We start from the raw sequence: 14,194 nt of genomic DNA on the forward strand, positions 1-14,194 counted from the left end.
TCGCCGGCTAAGCGCCGGTGATCTGCCTTTCCTCGTCCGTCCAGTCCGCCTCGACCGGCATCTGCTCGGGCTGAAGCGGCGCGCCCTCCGACACCCATTGGCCGTCCAGCGCACGCAGCAGCGCCGTGACCAGCGCAGGCTTGCGCAGCGGTTTGGCGAGGAAGTCGGACATCCCCGCCTCGCGGCAGTCCTTGACGTCTTCGGGGAAGGCATTGGCGGTGAGCGCGATGATCGGGGATTCGAATCGTCCGCCTAGCGCACGGATCGCCCGGGTCGCAGCAAGGCCGTCCATCTCGGGCATGCGCACGTCCATCAGCACGATGTCGTATTCGCCTTCGGACACGGCCGCGACGGCCTCGACACCGTCGGCCACGACGCGCAATTCGACATCGAAGGCACCGAGCATCTTGCTCACGACCATGCGGTTGACGGCGTCGTCCTCGGCGACCAGCACCTTCAGCGGTCGGTCGAGGCCCGCGATGCGCGCCTTGAGATCGTCGGCTTCCTCGCGGCCTGCGTCGTGATCGGACGTTTGCACCTGGCTCCACGGCAGCACCAACGTGAAGCGGAAGGTCGAGCCTTCGTCCGGCGTCGAGGTGACGCCGATGGTGCCGCCCATCTGCTCGATGATGCGTCGGGAGATTGCAAGCCCAAGCCCGGTGCCGCCGAAGCGGCGGCTGATCGAGGCGTCAGCCTGGGCGAAGTCGGAGAAGAGCTGGCCGAGCTTCTCGGGGGCGATGCCGATGCCGCTGTCGGTCACGCTCCATTCGACGGTGGCGAGCAGATCGCGGCGGGCCTGACAGACGGCCGTGATCGTGACTTCGCCCTCGTCGGTGAACTTCACCGCGTTGGAAGCGAGATTGAGCAGCACCTGGCGGATACGCGCGACATCGCCGCGCAGCGTCGGCGGCAGGTTGGGATCGAGCTCGACCTTGACCGCGAGCCCCTTGCTCTTGGCGCTCGCGCGCACGACGGTCGCCACCGCTTCGACCAGCGCCTGCGGCGCGAAGTCGATCACCTCGAACGCGAAGCGTCCGGCCTCGAGCTTGGAGAGGTCCAGGATGTCGTTGAGGATGCGCTGGAGGTTGTCGCCGGACTCGCGGATCGTGGTGACGGCTTCGTGCTGCTCCGGATCGAGTTTTGTCTCCAGCAGCATGCTGGCAAGCCCCAGCACGCCGTTCATCGGCGTGCGGATCTCGTGGCTCATCACTGCGAGGAAATCCGATTTGGCGCGGCTCTCGGCCTCAGCCTTTTCCGCGCGCCAGCGCTCGGTCACGTCACGGCCGAAGCCGCGATAGCCGAGGAATTGACCGTCGCGGTCGTAGGCCGGCTTCGCAGTGAGCGACCACAGCCGCGCCTCGCCGCCTGCGACCACCTTGAGGTTCATCTCGTGCAGCGGTTCGGCGTGCTCCATCAGGCCGAGGACGTTGTAGGCCGCGCTCTTGTCTTCGGGGCACAGCATGTCGAGCACGTCGGCGAAATGCGCGCCCTTCAGCAGCGGCAGCGGCAGCTGTGCGACGGCGGCGAAGCGCTCGGGCACGTCGACCAGATGCCCCTCGGCGTCGGTCTGCCACAGCCAGTCGCTGGCATTCTCCTGAAAATCCTTCAGCAGCAGCGAGATGATCTCGGTCTGCCGCTCAAGCTCGAGCTGGGCCTTGAGATTGCCGAGGAACAGATTGCCTTGCGAGACGATGTTGCGCGCCATGAAGAACGCGAACAGCAGCAGGAACACCGCGGTTACGAGATACGGCCCGGTGCCGCACAACAGCAGCGCCGCGACGCAGGCGATCGTCGTCGTCGCGAGATAGACAAGGCCCGCGCGCGGGAAGGTCGAGAGCGTGAAGGCACCGCCGGACATCATACCGACCATCAGGCAGGCGAGAATGAGCTGGCTGGTCGGCTCGATGCGGCTGAAAAGCGCGACCGGCAGCGTGCCCCAGATTGCGGCGAGGAAAAACGCCTGCCGCAACATCTGCCGCGCGGCGCGGGGCGAGGCTTCCTGTGGCGGGCTCTGGTGGGAGCGCCGCCACGCGCGCACCGCGAGCGAGGCGGCGGTGGCGAGGGTCATGCCCCAGATCGCGAGAAAGTCGTTCCAACCACGGCCCCAGAACAGGACCAGCACGACCGCGACGTTGAGCATGGTGACGGCCATCGTCACCGGGATCAGCCGTATCACCGCGTCGATCTGCTTGGCGCGGATGCGGCTTAGCTCGCACTCGCTGAGACCGGCGGTCAGGCCGTCCTCGATCTCGTAGCCGCCGAGCCAGTACAGGAACGCGCCGATCAAGCCGTCGCGGGGCTCGGTTCGCATCATGGATTTGTCCGGCCGTCCCATCGAAAAACCTTTTCACGATCAATGGCCCAGGCCCGACTTAAGCCGGGTTAATTTTGTGGGAGATTTCGCAGCATCCTTGACGGGCGCGTTTGCATTTTGTTCTAACCATGGCCCCTGCCCGGAGCCGCCAAGATGCCCATCAGAATAGCCACCTGGAACGTGAACTCGGTCCGGCAGCGGATCGATCTCCTCCTGACCTGGCTGAGGGAGTGCCAGCCGGACATCGTCTGCCTCCAGGAGATCAAATGCGTCGACGAGGCCTTCCCGCGGCTGGAGATCGAGGCGCTCGGCTACAACGTGGTCACCCACGGGCAGAAGACGTTCAACGGTGTCGCCCTGCTCTCGAAGCTCCGGTTCGACGAGACCAAGTCGGGGCTGGCCGGCGACGACGAGGACGCCCATGCCCGCTTCCTCGAAGGCGTGGTGACGCTCAAGTCCGGCGTGCTGCGCATCGCCTGCCTCTATCTGCCCAATGGCAACCCCGTCGGGACCGAGAAATATCCCTACAAGCTCAAATGGATGTCGCGGCTTCTTGAGTATTCGAAGGAGCGCCTGAAGACCGAGGAGCCGCTGATCCTCGCAGGCGACTTCAACGTCATCCCGCATGCCCGGGACGTCCATAATCCCGCCGCCTGGACCGAGGACGCTCTGTTCAAGCCCGAGACGCGGGAGAGTTTTCAGTCCCTGCTCGGCCTCGGCCTGACCGATGCGCTTCGGGCCGTCACCGACGAACCCGGGCTCTACACGTTCTGGGATTACCAGGCCGGCGCCTGGCAGAAGAACCATGGCCTGCGCATCGACCATCTGCTGCTGTCGCCACAGGCCAGCGACCGGCTCGCCAATGTCGGCATCGACAGCTATGTGCGCAGCTGGGAGAAGCCGTCGGACCACGTGCCGGTGTGGGCGGATCTCGATCTCGATGCGGCGTGAGGCCGCCTCAACCACTTACTCCCGGCGGCCCTGCACCCATTGCTCCAGCATCTGCAGGCACATGGCGCGATCGTCGTCGGAGGCCTTTGCGAAGGCGCGGTTGTAGTTTTCCTTGATCCAGGTCTCGTCGCTGCCTGCGCTGTCGCGCGCCAGCGTCAGCCACATCAGGCCGCGCGCGGCCTGCCGCGGCAGGCGGTCGCCGTTGAACAACATCTGGCCGAGCAGTGCCTGGGCCTCGTGCTGGCCCTTCTGCGCGGCGAGCCCAAGCCAGCGCGCGCCGTAGCGAAAATCCTCGCGCGAAGCGTCCGGCGTCTTCAGGTACAGGCGGGCGAGATCGTATTGCGCATCCGCATTGCCGAAATAGGACGCGGCATAGGAGAACATCTCCCGCGCGCGCTCCTGGTCCGGCTTGACCTTCGAATTCGGGATGCCGCTGAGATAATAGCGGCCGAGCGCCACAAAGGCGTTGGCGACGATCTGCGCCTGCGGCGCCGACGGGCTATCCTCGGCATGCGCGTTGGCGATGCGGGTGAAATACTCGAACGCACGCACATCGTCCTGGGCGACGCCGTCGCCATTGGCATACATGCGGCCGAGCTTCCACTGCGCGATGGGGTGGCCACCCTCCGCGGCATATTGCAAGGCGCTGAGCGACGTTTCTTGGGTCACGACCGCTGGCGGCACATTACGCACCTTGCCTGCTGCACCCGGCAAGCTCGTGACCACCGGGATGGTCGCATCCTTCGGGCTGACGGGGGCGCCGTCAAAGGCGAGCGCCGGCGCGGCCAGCGCAGTAGCCCCCAACACAAACGCAACGATGGTACGCCTAGATGTCCGCATAGCACTGTTTCTCGTGCGCGCCGCCCGGATGGGTCACTGCCCCACCGAGCGCTGGTCCAACCTGCTGAGCATATTTCCAGAGCGCGCCCGTCGTGTGGTTAGTCGCGCGAGCGATCCATTTGGTCTTGCGTTGGGCAAGCTCCTGGTCGCTCAATTTTACGTTAAGGGTACCGGCGACCGCGTCGATCTCGATGATATCGCCGTCCTCGAGCAGCCCAATCGGGCCGCCGATGGCGGCTTCCGGCCCGACATGGCCGATGCAGAAGCCGCGGGTGGCGCCGGAGAAGCGGCCGTCCGTGATGAGCGCGATCTTGCCACCCATGCCCTGGCCGGTCAGCGCCGCGGTGGTCTGGAGCATTTCCCGCATCCCGGGACCGCCCTTGGGCCCCTCGTAGCGGATCACGATGACTTCGCCTTCGCGGTAGGTGCGCTTCTGCACGGCCTCGAAAGCATCCTCCTCACGGTCGAAGCACCTGGCCGGACCGGTGAACCTGAGGTTGGACATTCCCGCGACTTTCACGATCGCACCTTCTGGCGCCAGATTGCCCTTAAGACCGACCACACCGCCGGTGACGGTGATGGGCTTGTCTGCCGGGTGCACCACGTCCTGGTGCGGATTCCACTTCACGCTTTTGAGGTTTTCGGCGATCGTTCGACCGGTGACGGTCATGCAGTCACCGTGAAGAAATCCGTTGTCGAGCAGCGTCTTCATCAGAAGCGGTATGCCACCTACTTCAAACATGTCTTTGGCGACATAACGGCCGCCCGGCTTCAAATCCGCGACGTACGGTGTCTTTTTGAAGATTTCGGCGACGTCGAACAGATCGAACTTGATGCCGCACTCGTGCGCGATTGCCGGCAGGTGCAGTGCAGCATTGGTCGAGCCACCGGACGCGGCGACCACGGCGGCGGCATTCTCCAGCGCCTTGAGGGTGACGATGTCGCGCGGCCGGATGTTTTGGGCGATCAGCTCCATGACCTGCTCGCCCGCGGTCATGCAGAAGGCGTCGCGAATTTCATAGGGTGCCGGAGCGCCGGCCGAGTACGGCAGCGCCAGGCCGATCGCCTCGGAGACCGTCGCCATCGTGTTGGCGGTGAACTGCGCGCCGCAGGCACCCGCAGAGGGGCATGCCACGCGCTCGATCTCGTCCAGGTCCTCGTCCGACATCGCGCCGACCGAGTGCTTGCCGACGGCTTCGAACATGTCCTGCACCGTGACCTGCTGGCCCCGGAAATTGCCGGGCAGGATCGAGCCGCCATAGATGAAGATCGAGGGCACGTTGAGGCGGACCATCGCCATCATCATGCCCGGCAGTGACTTGTCGCAGCCGGCCAGGCCAACGAGGGCGTCATAGGCGTGGCCACGGATCGTCAATTCGACGGAATCGGCGATGCATTCGCGCGACGGCAGCGAGGAACGCATGCCGTCGTGCCCCATCGCGATGCCGTCGGTTACGGTAATGGTGCAGAATTCGCGCGGCGTGCCTCCGGCGGATGCGACGCCCTTCTTCACCGCCTGCGCCTGGCGCATCAGGGAGATGTTGCAGGGCGCGGCCTCGTTCCAGCACGAGGCGACGCCGACGAAGGGCTGATGGATTTGATCGGTGGTCAGACCCATGGCGTAGAGGTAGGACCGATGGGGCGCGCGCGCAGGGCCTTCCGTCACGTGACGGCTCGGCAGCCTCTGCTTGATGTTGCTCTTCGCGTCCATCGCCAACCAGTTTCCCCGGCCAACCCTTTCAGACCCGAAAAATCATAGCCAAGATTTTAATCGACCTTTTGAATCGACCTTGGGGATTTCCCGTCGCCTTCCAGGACCACCGCTGCCGCTAAAACATTCGAGTGATTTTATTCATGTTCAGGTGTGGCCAAAAAGCGGCGTCGATGCGAACGGACAGAGATGATGGTTAAATCGGTGGCGGGTGTTGCATGGACGGCACAATCGTGGCCTGGAGGACACGGGCGGGCGTACCAAGATACCCCCGCTGGGAGGACGATCCACAACTTGAGATTTAGCGGCTCGCTGCTATGCCCAGTTTCGGCCGACGCCAAGGCGCAGCCAGGATGAGTCGCACTCTTACATTCCACCGCGTGTCCGAGACACGCTGCAAAGACGCTGCGCAGCGTCCGGGGTATGTGGAGGAGAGTGAGGCCCACACTCTCTCCACATCGTCATTGCGAGCGCAGCGACTTGTCCGCGAAGCTTTAGCGAAGGCGGAAGCAATCCAGAATCCCTTCGCGACGGCAGACTGGATTGCTTCGCTGCGCTCGCAATGACGGAGTATGAGGCGGCAGCGGCACTCTTCCAGCTTGCATTCAGATTGCAGACACGCCTTCGCATCCTCGCGGCGCGTTTCGCCCGAGCTTTGCTTCGTCACTCCACCCTCAAATCCAAGAGGGCGCAGGGAAGGCCGGGTGCCGGCTGGCACCCGCGGTCCGCTGCGCGAAAAGCACACGCAGGAAAACCGCACAGCAGCATACAGGTGTAGCCAATCACTCGGCCTTCCCTGCGCGATGGTTGGACGGCTTATGCCGTGCTCTCCCGGGAGCCGAGTTTCTTTTGGCCTCCCTCACCCTCGCGAAATTCACCGACACCACGCCGGTTGACGCAGATGCCGCATTCGCCAGAGCTTGACCGTAGCAACGACGGCCAGGACCACACGGTTTTGCCGTACGCACGGCCCGCCATTTCGCCGCAGTTTTCCCAGCCCTTGTCGACAAAGCCGGAAACTTACAGACGAGACGAAGCCTAGCAGCGCCGCTCGTCGGAACGAAGCCTTGGGCTCACGGAGAGCAATCCGCCCTGCCCTTAGCCTCTCGCACCCGAACGCTGCCGCGTCCACCGCAAGCCCGGCTCTCGAACGTGACGACCACAAGATCGCCCCTCAAGGATGAGCCGGGATGGGCGACACATACGCCAAAACCGAATTTCGGTAAAATAGAATATTTTTGCGAGCGCGGATTGACACGGACGTGTCGAGAATTGGTGAGATGTTTTGCCCGACGGACACCGCGACAGCTTCGTGGCGCCTGGCCGTTCGGCTTTGTCGAGACGGTCTGGACGGCGGTCGCCTTGCGGCGCTGGGTCCGTCGTCGCTATGACTAGACCTCAGCGCCTCACCTTCTTGTTCCTTAAACGGGCGGGCTACGCTCGCCCTCTTGCGCGCTGGGCCTGAGCCCAGGCCGCGGTGACGTCGCGCGGCGGGACGTCGACGCGCCGGATCGGCGTCAACTCGCCGGAGGCTGAGATGATCGCAGTCTCCTCGCGGCGGCAGCGCGGGCACACGAAGCGGACCTCATTTGGCGAAGCCGACCAGCTCGAACGTTTCACATTGGCCGCCATCGGCCAGGCCGCGCAATGCGAGCATGACACCAGGAACCGACCGGGATCGAGCATACCCATTCCAAAGGACTCCGCGTCCTGCCATCCCTTCAATGATTAACCCATGTGAATCGTTCCGGTGCCAAAACACCGTCAAGACACCCTCGCGGCCCCAAACCAGGAGGCTGATCGGCTCAGTGGGCGCCCTTGAGCGTGCATGACGTGCTGCAGGTGACCGTGTTGCCGTGGTCGCACGCCTTGCAGGCGGCAACGCACTGGGCCATGTCGCGGGGATTGAAGGAGGTGTAGTTCCGCATCGCGCAGACTGGGGTCGAGCCGGTGATGTCCTGCTCCTGGTTGCAGGCTGCCGTCATGAGTCCAAACATGATGACTGCAAGGAGGCGCATGGGATCGCCCTGTGAGGCACGACAAAACAATCTCGCGAGGCGCGCTGCACCGCAGCGAGCCCCCGGCATTTCCACAGCGGAAAATCGCCGCAGGCGTCCCCGCATCTGCACTGAGGATGCGCGCCAAGTGTTAAGAACGGATTGCCGGCGTCAGGCCGCAGCCTTGCTCGCGATTGCCTGCCGCATGTCCACAGCCAATTGGCGGTACTGCTCCGAAAGCTTCAGATAAAACTCGCGCTTGGTGCTGTCGGTGGCGAGCCGGGCAATCAGCTCGCATTCGGCGGTGAGCGTCTCGAAGCGTTCGAGCCTGTTCTCAAGTTCTGTCATCGGCGTGTCCCCGTCAAACGCCTCAAGGACACCAAACCTAAGCCCGGGAAATAGGTCACGGCGAACATCGTTATCGAGTAGAATCAATTTTTCCGCGCGGCCGGCTATTTCTGCTCCAACCGCCATGCGCCGTCCCAGCCCTCGTCCGGCGGATTGGCCTCGAACCGCGTGATACGGGTAAGCATTGCCCGCGACGGGCCGTCGCCGGGAACGGCTTCAAGTGCCGCGTTGAAGGCGGTACGGGCCTCGTCGAAGCGGCGGGCGCGATAGGCGGCGAGGCCACCGGCGTAGTGCGAACGCAGGCTCTCATGCGCGGCAGTGAGCGCGCCTCCCCGGCCCATCACCTCGAAAATAGTTTGCGGCACGCTCTGGCCGGCGACCGCAAGACGATCGACTTCGCGCAATTCGAGGTGCGAGCCGATCGCATCCGCCGTCGCCTGCGAGATCAGAATACGGGTACCATAGGTCTTGTTGACGGCTTCGAGCCGCGAGGCAAGGTTCACGGCGTCGCCCATCACCGTGAAGCTCATCATCAGCTCGGAGCCGATGCTGCCGGTCAGGACCTCGCCGGTGGCGATGCCGATCCGCAAGTCGCACGGCACCGGCATGGCGCGGATGCCGAGGAGATCCGGGAGCTGCTTCTGGAGCGCGGGCACCTGGTCGGCCATGTCGAGCGCGGCGAAGCAGGCAAGCTGAGCCTGCTCCTCCTCCTCGATGAAGGGCGGCCCCCAATAGGACATGATGGCATCGCCGATATATTTGTCGATGATGCCGCGGTTGCTCCTGATCGGACCGGACATGACGGTGAAATAGTGGTTCATCACCCTGACGAGACCGCGCGGGGTCATGCCCTCGCTCATCGAGGTGAAGCCGCTCATGTCGCAGAACATGATGGTCATCACCCGGCGCTGGCCGTCGATGGCGACCTCCGGCCGGTCTATTAGGCCCTGAACCACCTTGGGATCGATATAGCGGCCGAAGGTCTCGCGGATGCGCTCGTTCTGGCGCAACTGCTCGACCATGCGGTTGAAGGCGGCAGCGAGCTCCCCGATCTCGTCCTGGGTCGAGACGGTGATGGTCTTGTCGAAATGGCCTGCCTCGACCTCGCGGGTGCCTGCCAGCAGCAGCCGGACCGGTCGCGTGATCCCGGTGGAGACCATGATTGCAAAGGCAAGTCCGACGATCGCCGCGAGGATGGTCACGATGCCCGAGACGATGATCGCCTGGCGCTGATGGCGGATGACCTGCGCGGTGCTCACGAACACCTGCGAGAGCATCTCGGCGCGGATCGCATCGATCCGCTGGGTGAAGAGATCGCGGAGCGCGTCCACATGGACGAGCACGTCGCGCGTGGCCGCAAAGTCCTTGGCATCGAGCAGCCGGAGCAGCTTGGCGTCCTCCTCGTCGAGTTCGCGGCGAAGCTCCTTGACTGCATTCTCGATGCGCGTCTCGATCCTGGCGAGTGCCGCGTTGTCCGACGGTGTGCTCTCATCGTCGATGATCGCGTTGATCAGCTTTCGCGCGGCTTCGGCCTCCTGCTCGACCTGGGCGTCCGTTTCCCTGAAGATCTTCAGCCGCGCCGCAAAGCCCTCCTCGTCCGGCGGCGTTTGCATTTTGGCGATCACCATGCGCCGCATCGCCAGCGCCCGCTCCAGCGAACGCACATTGGACCGCGCCAGGTGGCCGTAAGCCGGAATATACCGCGCGGTCAGCTCATCCAGGAGATGGCCGACGCGGCTCGACATCACCATCGACAGGATCGCGGTGACGACCATCAGGATGATGAGGCCGAGCGCAATCCCGACGATCTTGCGCCGGATCGACTGGTTGAAAATCGGCATGGGCGCGGGACAATGGGCTGAAGGGAAAAGGCCTTGGAACCCAATACATCGGATTTGCCGCCGGGAATACGCGCAATTTGGCCGCTTGTGGCGTCCTGAACCGCCGCAATCGTCGCGCGAGCCCTGTTCGTTAATGAAAGGTTAAGAAGCCCGCTCGACCCGGCGTTGTACAGGTTCCCTCGCTCCATCCGTATTTCGCCGCATTGTTGGAACAGCTTGAGGATGCGAAACGACGTCGTATCACCATTTTTGACGCCGTTTTGATTCTCGAGCCGCATCTCGTCGCGGACTTTGGTTTGTACTGGTTTCGCAGGGGGACCACGGAATGAACCAGTGCCTACGCTCGCTCGCGTGTGTCGTTGCCGTGGCCGCTTTGGCCTTCATCCCTACAGAGCTGGCAGCGAAGAGCAGTCACAAATCGTCCGTGCCGAAGAAGACGCATGAGGCGAAAGCCGGCAAGCAGCGCCATGCCTCCGCCGGCAAGGCGCGGCACGGCAAGCATGCCGAGGCCAAGCGCAAGTCGAAGAAGCAGGACGACGCCCCCTCAGACAAGGCGGCAGCCCCGCCGCTGACCGGCGATCTCGCCGCGTTGAAGGATGCCATCGATCTCGCACGGAAGGGGAAGACCGAGGACGCGAGCGCGGCGCGCGACCGCATTGCCGACCCGGCGGGGCAGAAGCTCGCCGACTGGTTCATGCTGCGCCATTCCGAAAGCACGGCGAATTTCAAGCGCTACGCCGCCTTCCTCGCCGCCAATCCGGACTGGCCGAGCAGCGCGCTGCTCCGCCGCCGTGCCGAGGCGCGGCTGTGGCAGGAGAAGGCCGACGCGGCGACCGTGCACAAATTCACGATGGACCGGCCGACCAGCGCCAAGGGCAAGTTCGCACTCGCCCGCGTGCTGATGACCGAGGGCGACAGCGACAGGGCCGCGCGTCTGGTGCGCAATGCCTGGCGCACGGACGAATTGTCCGAACGCAGCGAGGAAGATTCTTACGAAGCGTTTCGCGATCTCCTGACCAGTGAGGATCATCGTGCCCGCATGGACAAGCGCCTCGGCGCCAAGGACTATGCGGGGGCGCGGCGCGCAGCCAAGCGGCTCGGCGAGGATGCGCTCGCGATCGTCAAGGCCTGCGCCGCCGTCACCGGCAAGGCCAGCAAGGCCAAGGATTATCTCGAGGACGTCTCAGCCGAGGCGCGCCGTGACCTCGGCTATGTGCTGTGCCGCGCGCAATGGCATCTCCAGAATGACCGCATCGACGACGCGGCCGAGGTGATCCTGGCCGCCGCGCCCGATACGATGGCGGCGCAAGACACCGACGCCTGGTGGCGCGAGCGCCGCCTGCTCGCGCGAAAACTGCTCGACCAGGGCAAGTTCAAAACCGCCTATGACGTGGTGCGCTCGGCGGCCGTGCCCACGATGGAGGTTTATCGCGTCGACTATCACTTCATGTGCGGCTGGATCGCGCTGCGCTATCTCGACGATCCCAAGGCGGCGATGACGCACTTCGCCGCGATCGACGAAGGCTCGGCCAACCCGATCGCGCTGTCGCGCGCGCATTATTGGCGCGGCCGCGCGGCCGAGGCGATGAACGCAACCGCCGATGCGCGCCTGAGCTATCAGGCAGCGGCGCGCTATCCGACCGCCTATTACGGCCAGCTCGCCCGCGCCAGGCTCGGCCTCGACCGCATCGAGCTGCGCGCGCCCTCGCTTGTGCTGGCAGCAGTCGACGCGCCGCCCGCGGACGAGCGCGTACGCGCCGCCGACATGCTCTACGGCGTCGGTGAGCGCGACATGGTGTTTTACTACGCCGAGGATTTCGCCAAGGAGAGCACCGACGTGGCGGCACTCGAAGCGCTCGGCGAGCTCGCCGGCCGGCGCAACGATGCGCGCGTGATGCTGGAGGTCGGCAAGTCGGCGCTGGCGCGCGGGCTCGCGCTCGATCACTACGCCTTCCCGACCATCGGCATCCCTGAACATAAGCAGGTTGCGCCCGCGATCGAGCCCAGCGTGATCTATTCGGTGGCACGCACCGAAAGCTCGTTCGACCAGCGCGACAAATCGGCCGCCAACGCAGTCGGGCTGATGCAGGTGACGCCGGAAGCGGGCCGCGACACCGCAAAGCGCTTCGGCCTGACCTACGACTGGGATAAGATGGTCTCCGATCCCGTCTACAACACGCAGATGGGCGCGGCCGAGCTCAGCGCGCTGATGTCGGAATACCGCGGCAACCAGATCATGACCTTCGCCGGCTACAATGCCGGCCGGGGCCGCGTGCGCGAATGGGTGCAGGCGCGCGGCGACCCCAGGGATCCCAAGGTCGATCCGGTCGACTGGGTCGAGCGCATCCCGCTGTCGGAGACGCGCAACTACGTCCAGCGCGTGATCGAAAACGTGCTGGTCTACCGCGCGAGGTTTGAGGCCAGCAGCGTCGTCGCGGCGAAGTCCGAGCAGCGCGTTACGACGCCGAACGTGGGCGCGATGCCGACGGCATCGGCCGCAGCCGCCGCGCCCTAGCTTCGCGACGCCGGGGCTGGACGCGGCGTGAAGCTGGATGCAGTGACTGCGACCGACCTCTCTGCGCGGGTCCGCATCGTTTGGCGAGCCGTCACCTCCTTCCGTGGTCAGAGGGTTCGTACGCGCGCAGAAATGCTTCCGTCAGCGAGCGCGAGAGCGCGCCCGTCGGCAGTATCCAGTTCCAGCTCGACACCGTGATCGCCTCGAGCGAACCGCGGTAAGGCCAGAGCATTTCCACCGTCGTTTGCTGATATCGACGGTAGCAATCATAGTCGCAGTACCGCCGCTCAGCGCGCACATGGCGGACGTAACTCGCGCCCAGCGGCTGGGCGCACGCGCTGCAGGTATCGCCGCAGCGAGGCCCTTCCTGATTGACGAGCATGAATCTCATCGTCATGTCCTCTCACCCTGACGGCAAATCCACCGTCGGTTTCGCTCTCCTGCCCGTTCAGGACGCCGCTCGCGTGCGTCCCTCGATCAACGGCGCAGCTTCGCCATGAAGCGCGTAGCACTCGTAGCCGCAGTAGGGCAGCAGCGTCTTCGCTTCGCGAAGATAGCCGCTGCTGATCTCCTCGCAGCACCAGAGGCAGAACGTTTTGCGGAAAGGGGTCCTGCCGTTCACCAGTATGAACCTCATGTGGCGCCTCCGAGCGCAAAGCAGTAGACCGTGTCGACGAGAGAGGCGGACGGCGGCGGCGCGCAAAGATGGTTGCGGCCGTCGGGATTATCCCTGTTTCGCTCGACCTTCTGAGGTGGAATGAGGATGTATTTCCCGTCTTCCCGGCGCAGCGCGTAGATGCTTTCCTCGACTCGCCGTATCTCCGTCGGGTAGCAGTCGGCGTTGCTGCAGCAAGTCAGCACCGGATTGTCCGGCATGTGCCAACTCGAATAGAACTGGCTCGTGCAGCAGCAGATCCCGAGGCGGATGACTACGATGTGCGCCATCCTGTCCGGCCTCGTCCGCCTCCGCTCCCGTCATCAACGAAAGCGGCAGCGTGATCGCCAAGAGGAGCTTGCAACAACGGTTCAACGCGCAGCCTCCCGATACAGAATTGCCGAACGCAGCGGATCCGGTGACTGGTGCTTACGCCGCCTGAGACCGAAACAGCCATCGGCGATCGCGTTCGCGGCGCGCCCTGAAGCGATCGAGACATTTCCGGGAGCAAAGCGGCGCTCGCCAGGAATAATACCGGACGAGGCCGAACTTCCCGCTGCAGACGGCGCAGCTTTTTGCGGCGGAAGGGCGCTCGGAGTGTTCGGGCTTATCGCACATGATCCTCTCCTCCTGGCCTCTGATGGGCGCCTCTGGCGGTCGAGGATCCCCACGGGCGCTGATGCACAATCATAACGTTCGTCAACGAAATGCGGCTTCTCAATCGTGACCAGCCAGATCATCGGCAAGTCAGCGCCGGCGGAGGCGAAGCTGGCCTCTTGAGTGCACGACGCCGCGCTACTCGAGTGTTCATGCGTCGCGATCGACACCACTGGATTGCCGGTGAGACTAGTCCCCATGTGACGGGCCGCTCAATTGTACGGAGGTAAATGCAGCGTATGACTAGGATTGCGCGACCTATACATAGGTTTGTCCGGTGATTTACCGGAGTTTCGTCCGCTCGCAACGAGACGGCGCAACGCTGGCAAGCTGCACGGAGCCCGCGAACTTTCGATGCGGAATCC

12 protein-coding genes are annotated in these 14,194 nt (G+C 64.3%); 2 read left to right on the forward strand and 10 right to left on the reverse strand.

From position 1 onward, the window contains the following. Positions 1-7: 7 nt before the first annotated feature. A complete protein-coding gene (locus IVB45_RS19665; protein ID WP_247359443.1) occupies positions 8-2,335 on the reverse strand; it encodes an ATP-binding protein in 2,328 nt (775 codons plus the stop codon). A 132-nt stretch (positions 2,336-2,467) separates the two neighbouring features. On the opposite strand from IVB45_RS19665, the gene xth reads away from it, so the two are divergent. Continuing rightward, the gene (gene xth / locus IVB45_RS19670) at positions 2,468-3,265 is read left to right on the forward strand and encodes an exodeoxyribonuclease III (RefSeq protein WP_247359444.1); all 798 of its coding nucleotides are present in this window, start codon (positions 2,468-2,470) and stop codon (positions 3,263-3,265) included. Between the two features lie 15 nt (positions 3,266-3,280). Here xth and IVB45_RS19675 read toward each other — a convergent pair whose 3' ends face one another. The 6 genes from IVB45_RS19675 to IVB45_RS19700 all read right to left on the reverse strand — a co-directional run bounded on the left by IVB45_RS19675 (position 3,281) and on the right by IVB45_RS19700 (position 10,002). Further along, entirely contained in the window at positions 3,281-4,105 is an 825-nt protein-coding gene (locus IVB45_RS19675) for a tetratricopeptide repeat protein (protein ID WP_027567095.1), read from the reverse strand. Then, entirely contained in the window at positions 4,092-5,816 is a 1,725-nt protein-coding gene (gene ilvD / locus IVB45_RS19680; RefSeq protein ID WP_247359445.1) for a dihydroxy-acid dehydratase, read from the reverse strand. Before ilvD ends, IVB45_RS19675 begins: the two co-directional genes overlap by 14 nt. Positions 5,817-7,250: 1,434 nt before the next feature. After that, positions 7,251-7,508, reverse strand: coding sequence for a hypothetical protein (locus IVB45_RS19685; RefSeq protein ID WP_007590640.1), 258 nt, complete (start codon positions 7,506-7,508; stop codon positions 7,251-7,253). Positions 7,509-7,621: 113 nt separating this feature from the next. After that, positions 7,622-7,834, reverse strand: a complete 213-nt coding sequence (locus IVB45_RS19690; RefSeq protein ID WP_027567097.1) for a hypothetical protein — start codon at positions 7,832-7,834, stop codon at positions 7,622-7,624. Between the two features lie 150 nt (positions 7,835-7,984). After that, complete coding sequence (locus IVB45_RS19695) at positions 7,985-8,287, reverse strand: hypothetical protein (RefSeq protein ID WP_247356404.1); 303 nt, start codon at positions 8,285-8,287, stop codon at positions 7,985-7,987. Beyond that, entirely contained in the window at positions 8,266-10,002 is a 1,737-nt protein-coding gene (locus tag IVB45_RS19700) for an adenylate/guanylate cyclase domain-containing protein (protein WP_247356381.1), read from the reverse strand. The genes IVB45_RS19695 and IVB45_RS19700 overlap by 22 nt, the downstream gene beginning before the upstream one ends. A gap of 325 nt (positions 10,003-10,327) precedes the next feature. On the opposite strand from IVB45_RS19700, the gene IVB45_RS19705 reads away from it, so the two are divergent. Next, positions 10,328-12,517 (forward strand): lytic transglycosylase domain-containing protein, encoded by a 2,190-nt coding sequence (locus IVB45_RS19705; RefSeq protein ID WP_247356378.1) that lies wholly within the window; start codon positions 10,328-10,330, stop codon positions 12,515-12,517. A gap of 91 nt (positions 12,518-12,608) precedes the next feature. Here IVB45_RS19705 and IVB45_RS19710 read toward each other — a convergent pair whose 3' ends face one another. The 3 genes from IVB45_RS19710 to IVB45_RS19720 are packed head-to-tail and all read right to left on the reverse strand — an operon-like array spanning position 12,609 to position 13,462. Next, a complete protein-coding gene (locus IVB45_RS19710) occupies positions 12,609-12,908 on the reverse strand; it encodes a hypothetical protein (RefSeq protein WP_247289687.1) in 300 nt (99 codons plus the stop codon). Between the two features lie 57 nt (positions 12,909-12,965). Next, positions 12,966-13,154: a hypothetical protein gene (locus IVB45_RS19715; protein ID WP_247289685.1), complete on the reverse strand. Its 189-nt coding sequence runs from the start codon at positions 13,152-13,154 to the stop codon at positions 12,966-12,968. Next, on the reverse strand, positions 13,151-13,462 hold the full coding sequence (locus IVB45_RS19720; protein WP_247289683.1) for a hypothetical protein: 312 nt from the start codon (positions 13,460-13,462) through the stop codon (positions 13,151-13,153). The genes IVB45_RS19715 and IVB45_RS19720 overlap by 4 nt, the downstream gene beginning before the upstream one ends. Positions 13,463-14,194 lie beyond the last annotated feature (732 nt).

Source organism: Bradyrhizobium sp. 4, assembly GCF_023100905.1.
GTDB lineage: Bacteria > Pseudomonadota > Alphaproteobacteria > Rhizobiales > Xanthobacteraceae > Bradyrhizobium.

Coding starts and splice junctions, on each gene's coding strand:
- IVB45_RS19715 (WP_247289685.1), bottom strand. CDS start 13,154: ATGAGGTTCATACTGGTGAACGGCAGGACCCCTTTCCGCAAAACGTTC.
- IVB45_RS19685 (WP_007590640.1), bottom strand. CDS start 7,508: ATGGGTATGCTCGATCCCGGTCGGTTCCTGGTGTCATGCTCGCATTGC.
- IVB45_RS19665 (WP_247359443.1), bottom strand. CDS start 2,335: ATGGGACGGCCGGACAAATCCATGATGCGAACCGAGCCCCGCGACGGC.
- xth (WP_247359444.1), top strand. CDS start 2,468: ATGCCCATCAGAATAGCCACCTGGAACGTGAACTCGGTCCGGCAGCGG.
- IVB45_RS19705 (WP_247356378.1), top strand. CDS start 10,328: ATGAACCAGTGCCTACGCTCGCTCGCGTGTGTCGTTGCCGTGGCCGCT.
- IVB45_RS19710 (WP_247289687.1), bottom strand. CDS start 12,908: ATGAGATTCATGCTCGTCAATCAGGAAGGGCCTCGCTGCGGCGATACC.
- IVB45_RS19700 (WP_247356381.1), bottom strand. CDS start 10,002: ATGCCGATTTTCAACCAGTCGATCCGGCGCAAGATCGTCGGGATTGCG.
- IVB45_RS19690 (WP_027567097.1), bottom strand. CDS start 7,834: ATGCGCCTCCTTGCAGTCATCATGTTTGGACTCATGACGGCAGCCTGC.
- IVB45_RS19675 (WP_027567095.1), bottom strand. CDS start 4,105: ATGCGGACATCTAGGCGTACCATCGTTGCGTTTGTGTTGGGGGCTACT.
- IVB45_RS19695 (WP_247356404.1), bottom strand. CDS start 8,287: ATGGCGGTTGGAGCAGAAATAGCCGGCCGCGCGGAAAAATTGATTCTA.
- IVB45_RS19720 (WP_247289683.1), bottom strand. CDS start 13,462: ATGGCGCACATCGTAGTCATCCGCCTCGGGATCTGCTGCTGCACGAGC.
- ilvD (WP_247359445.1), bottom strand. CDS start 5,816: ATGGACGCGAAGAGCAACATCAAGCAGAGGCTGCCGAGCCGTCACGTG.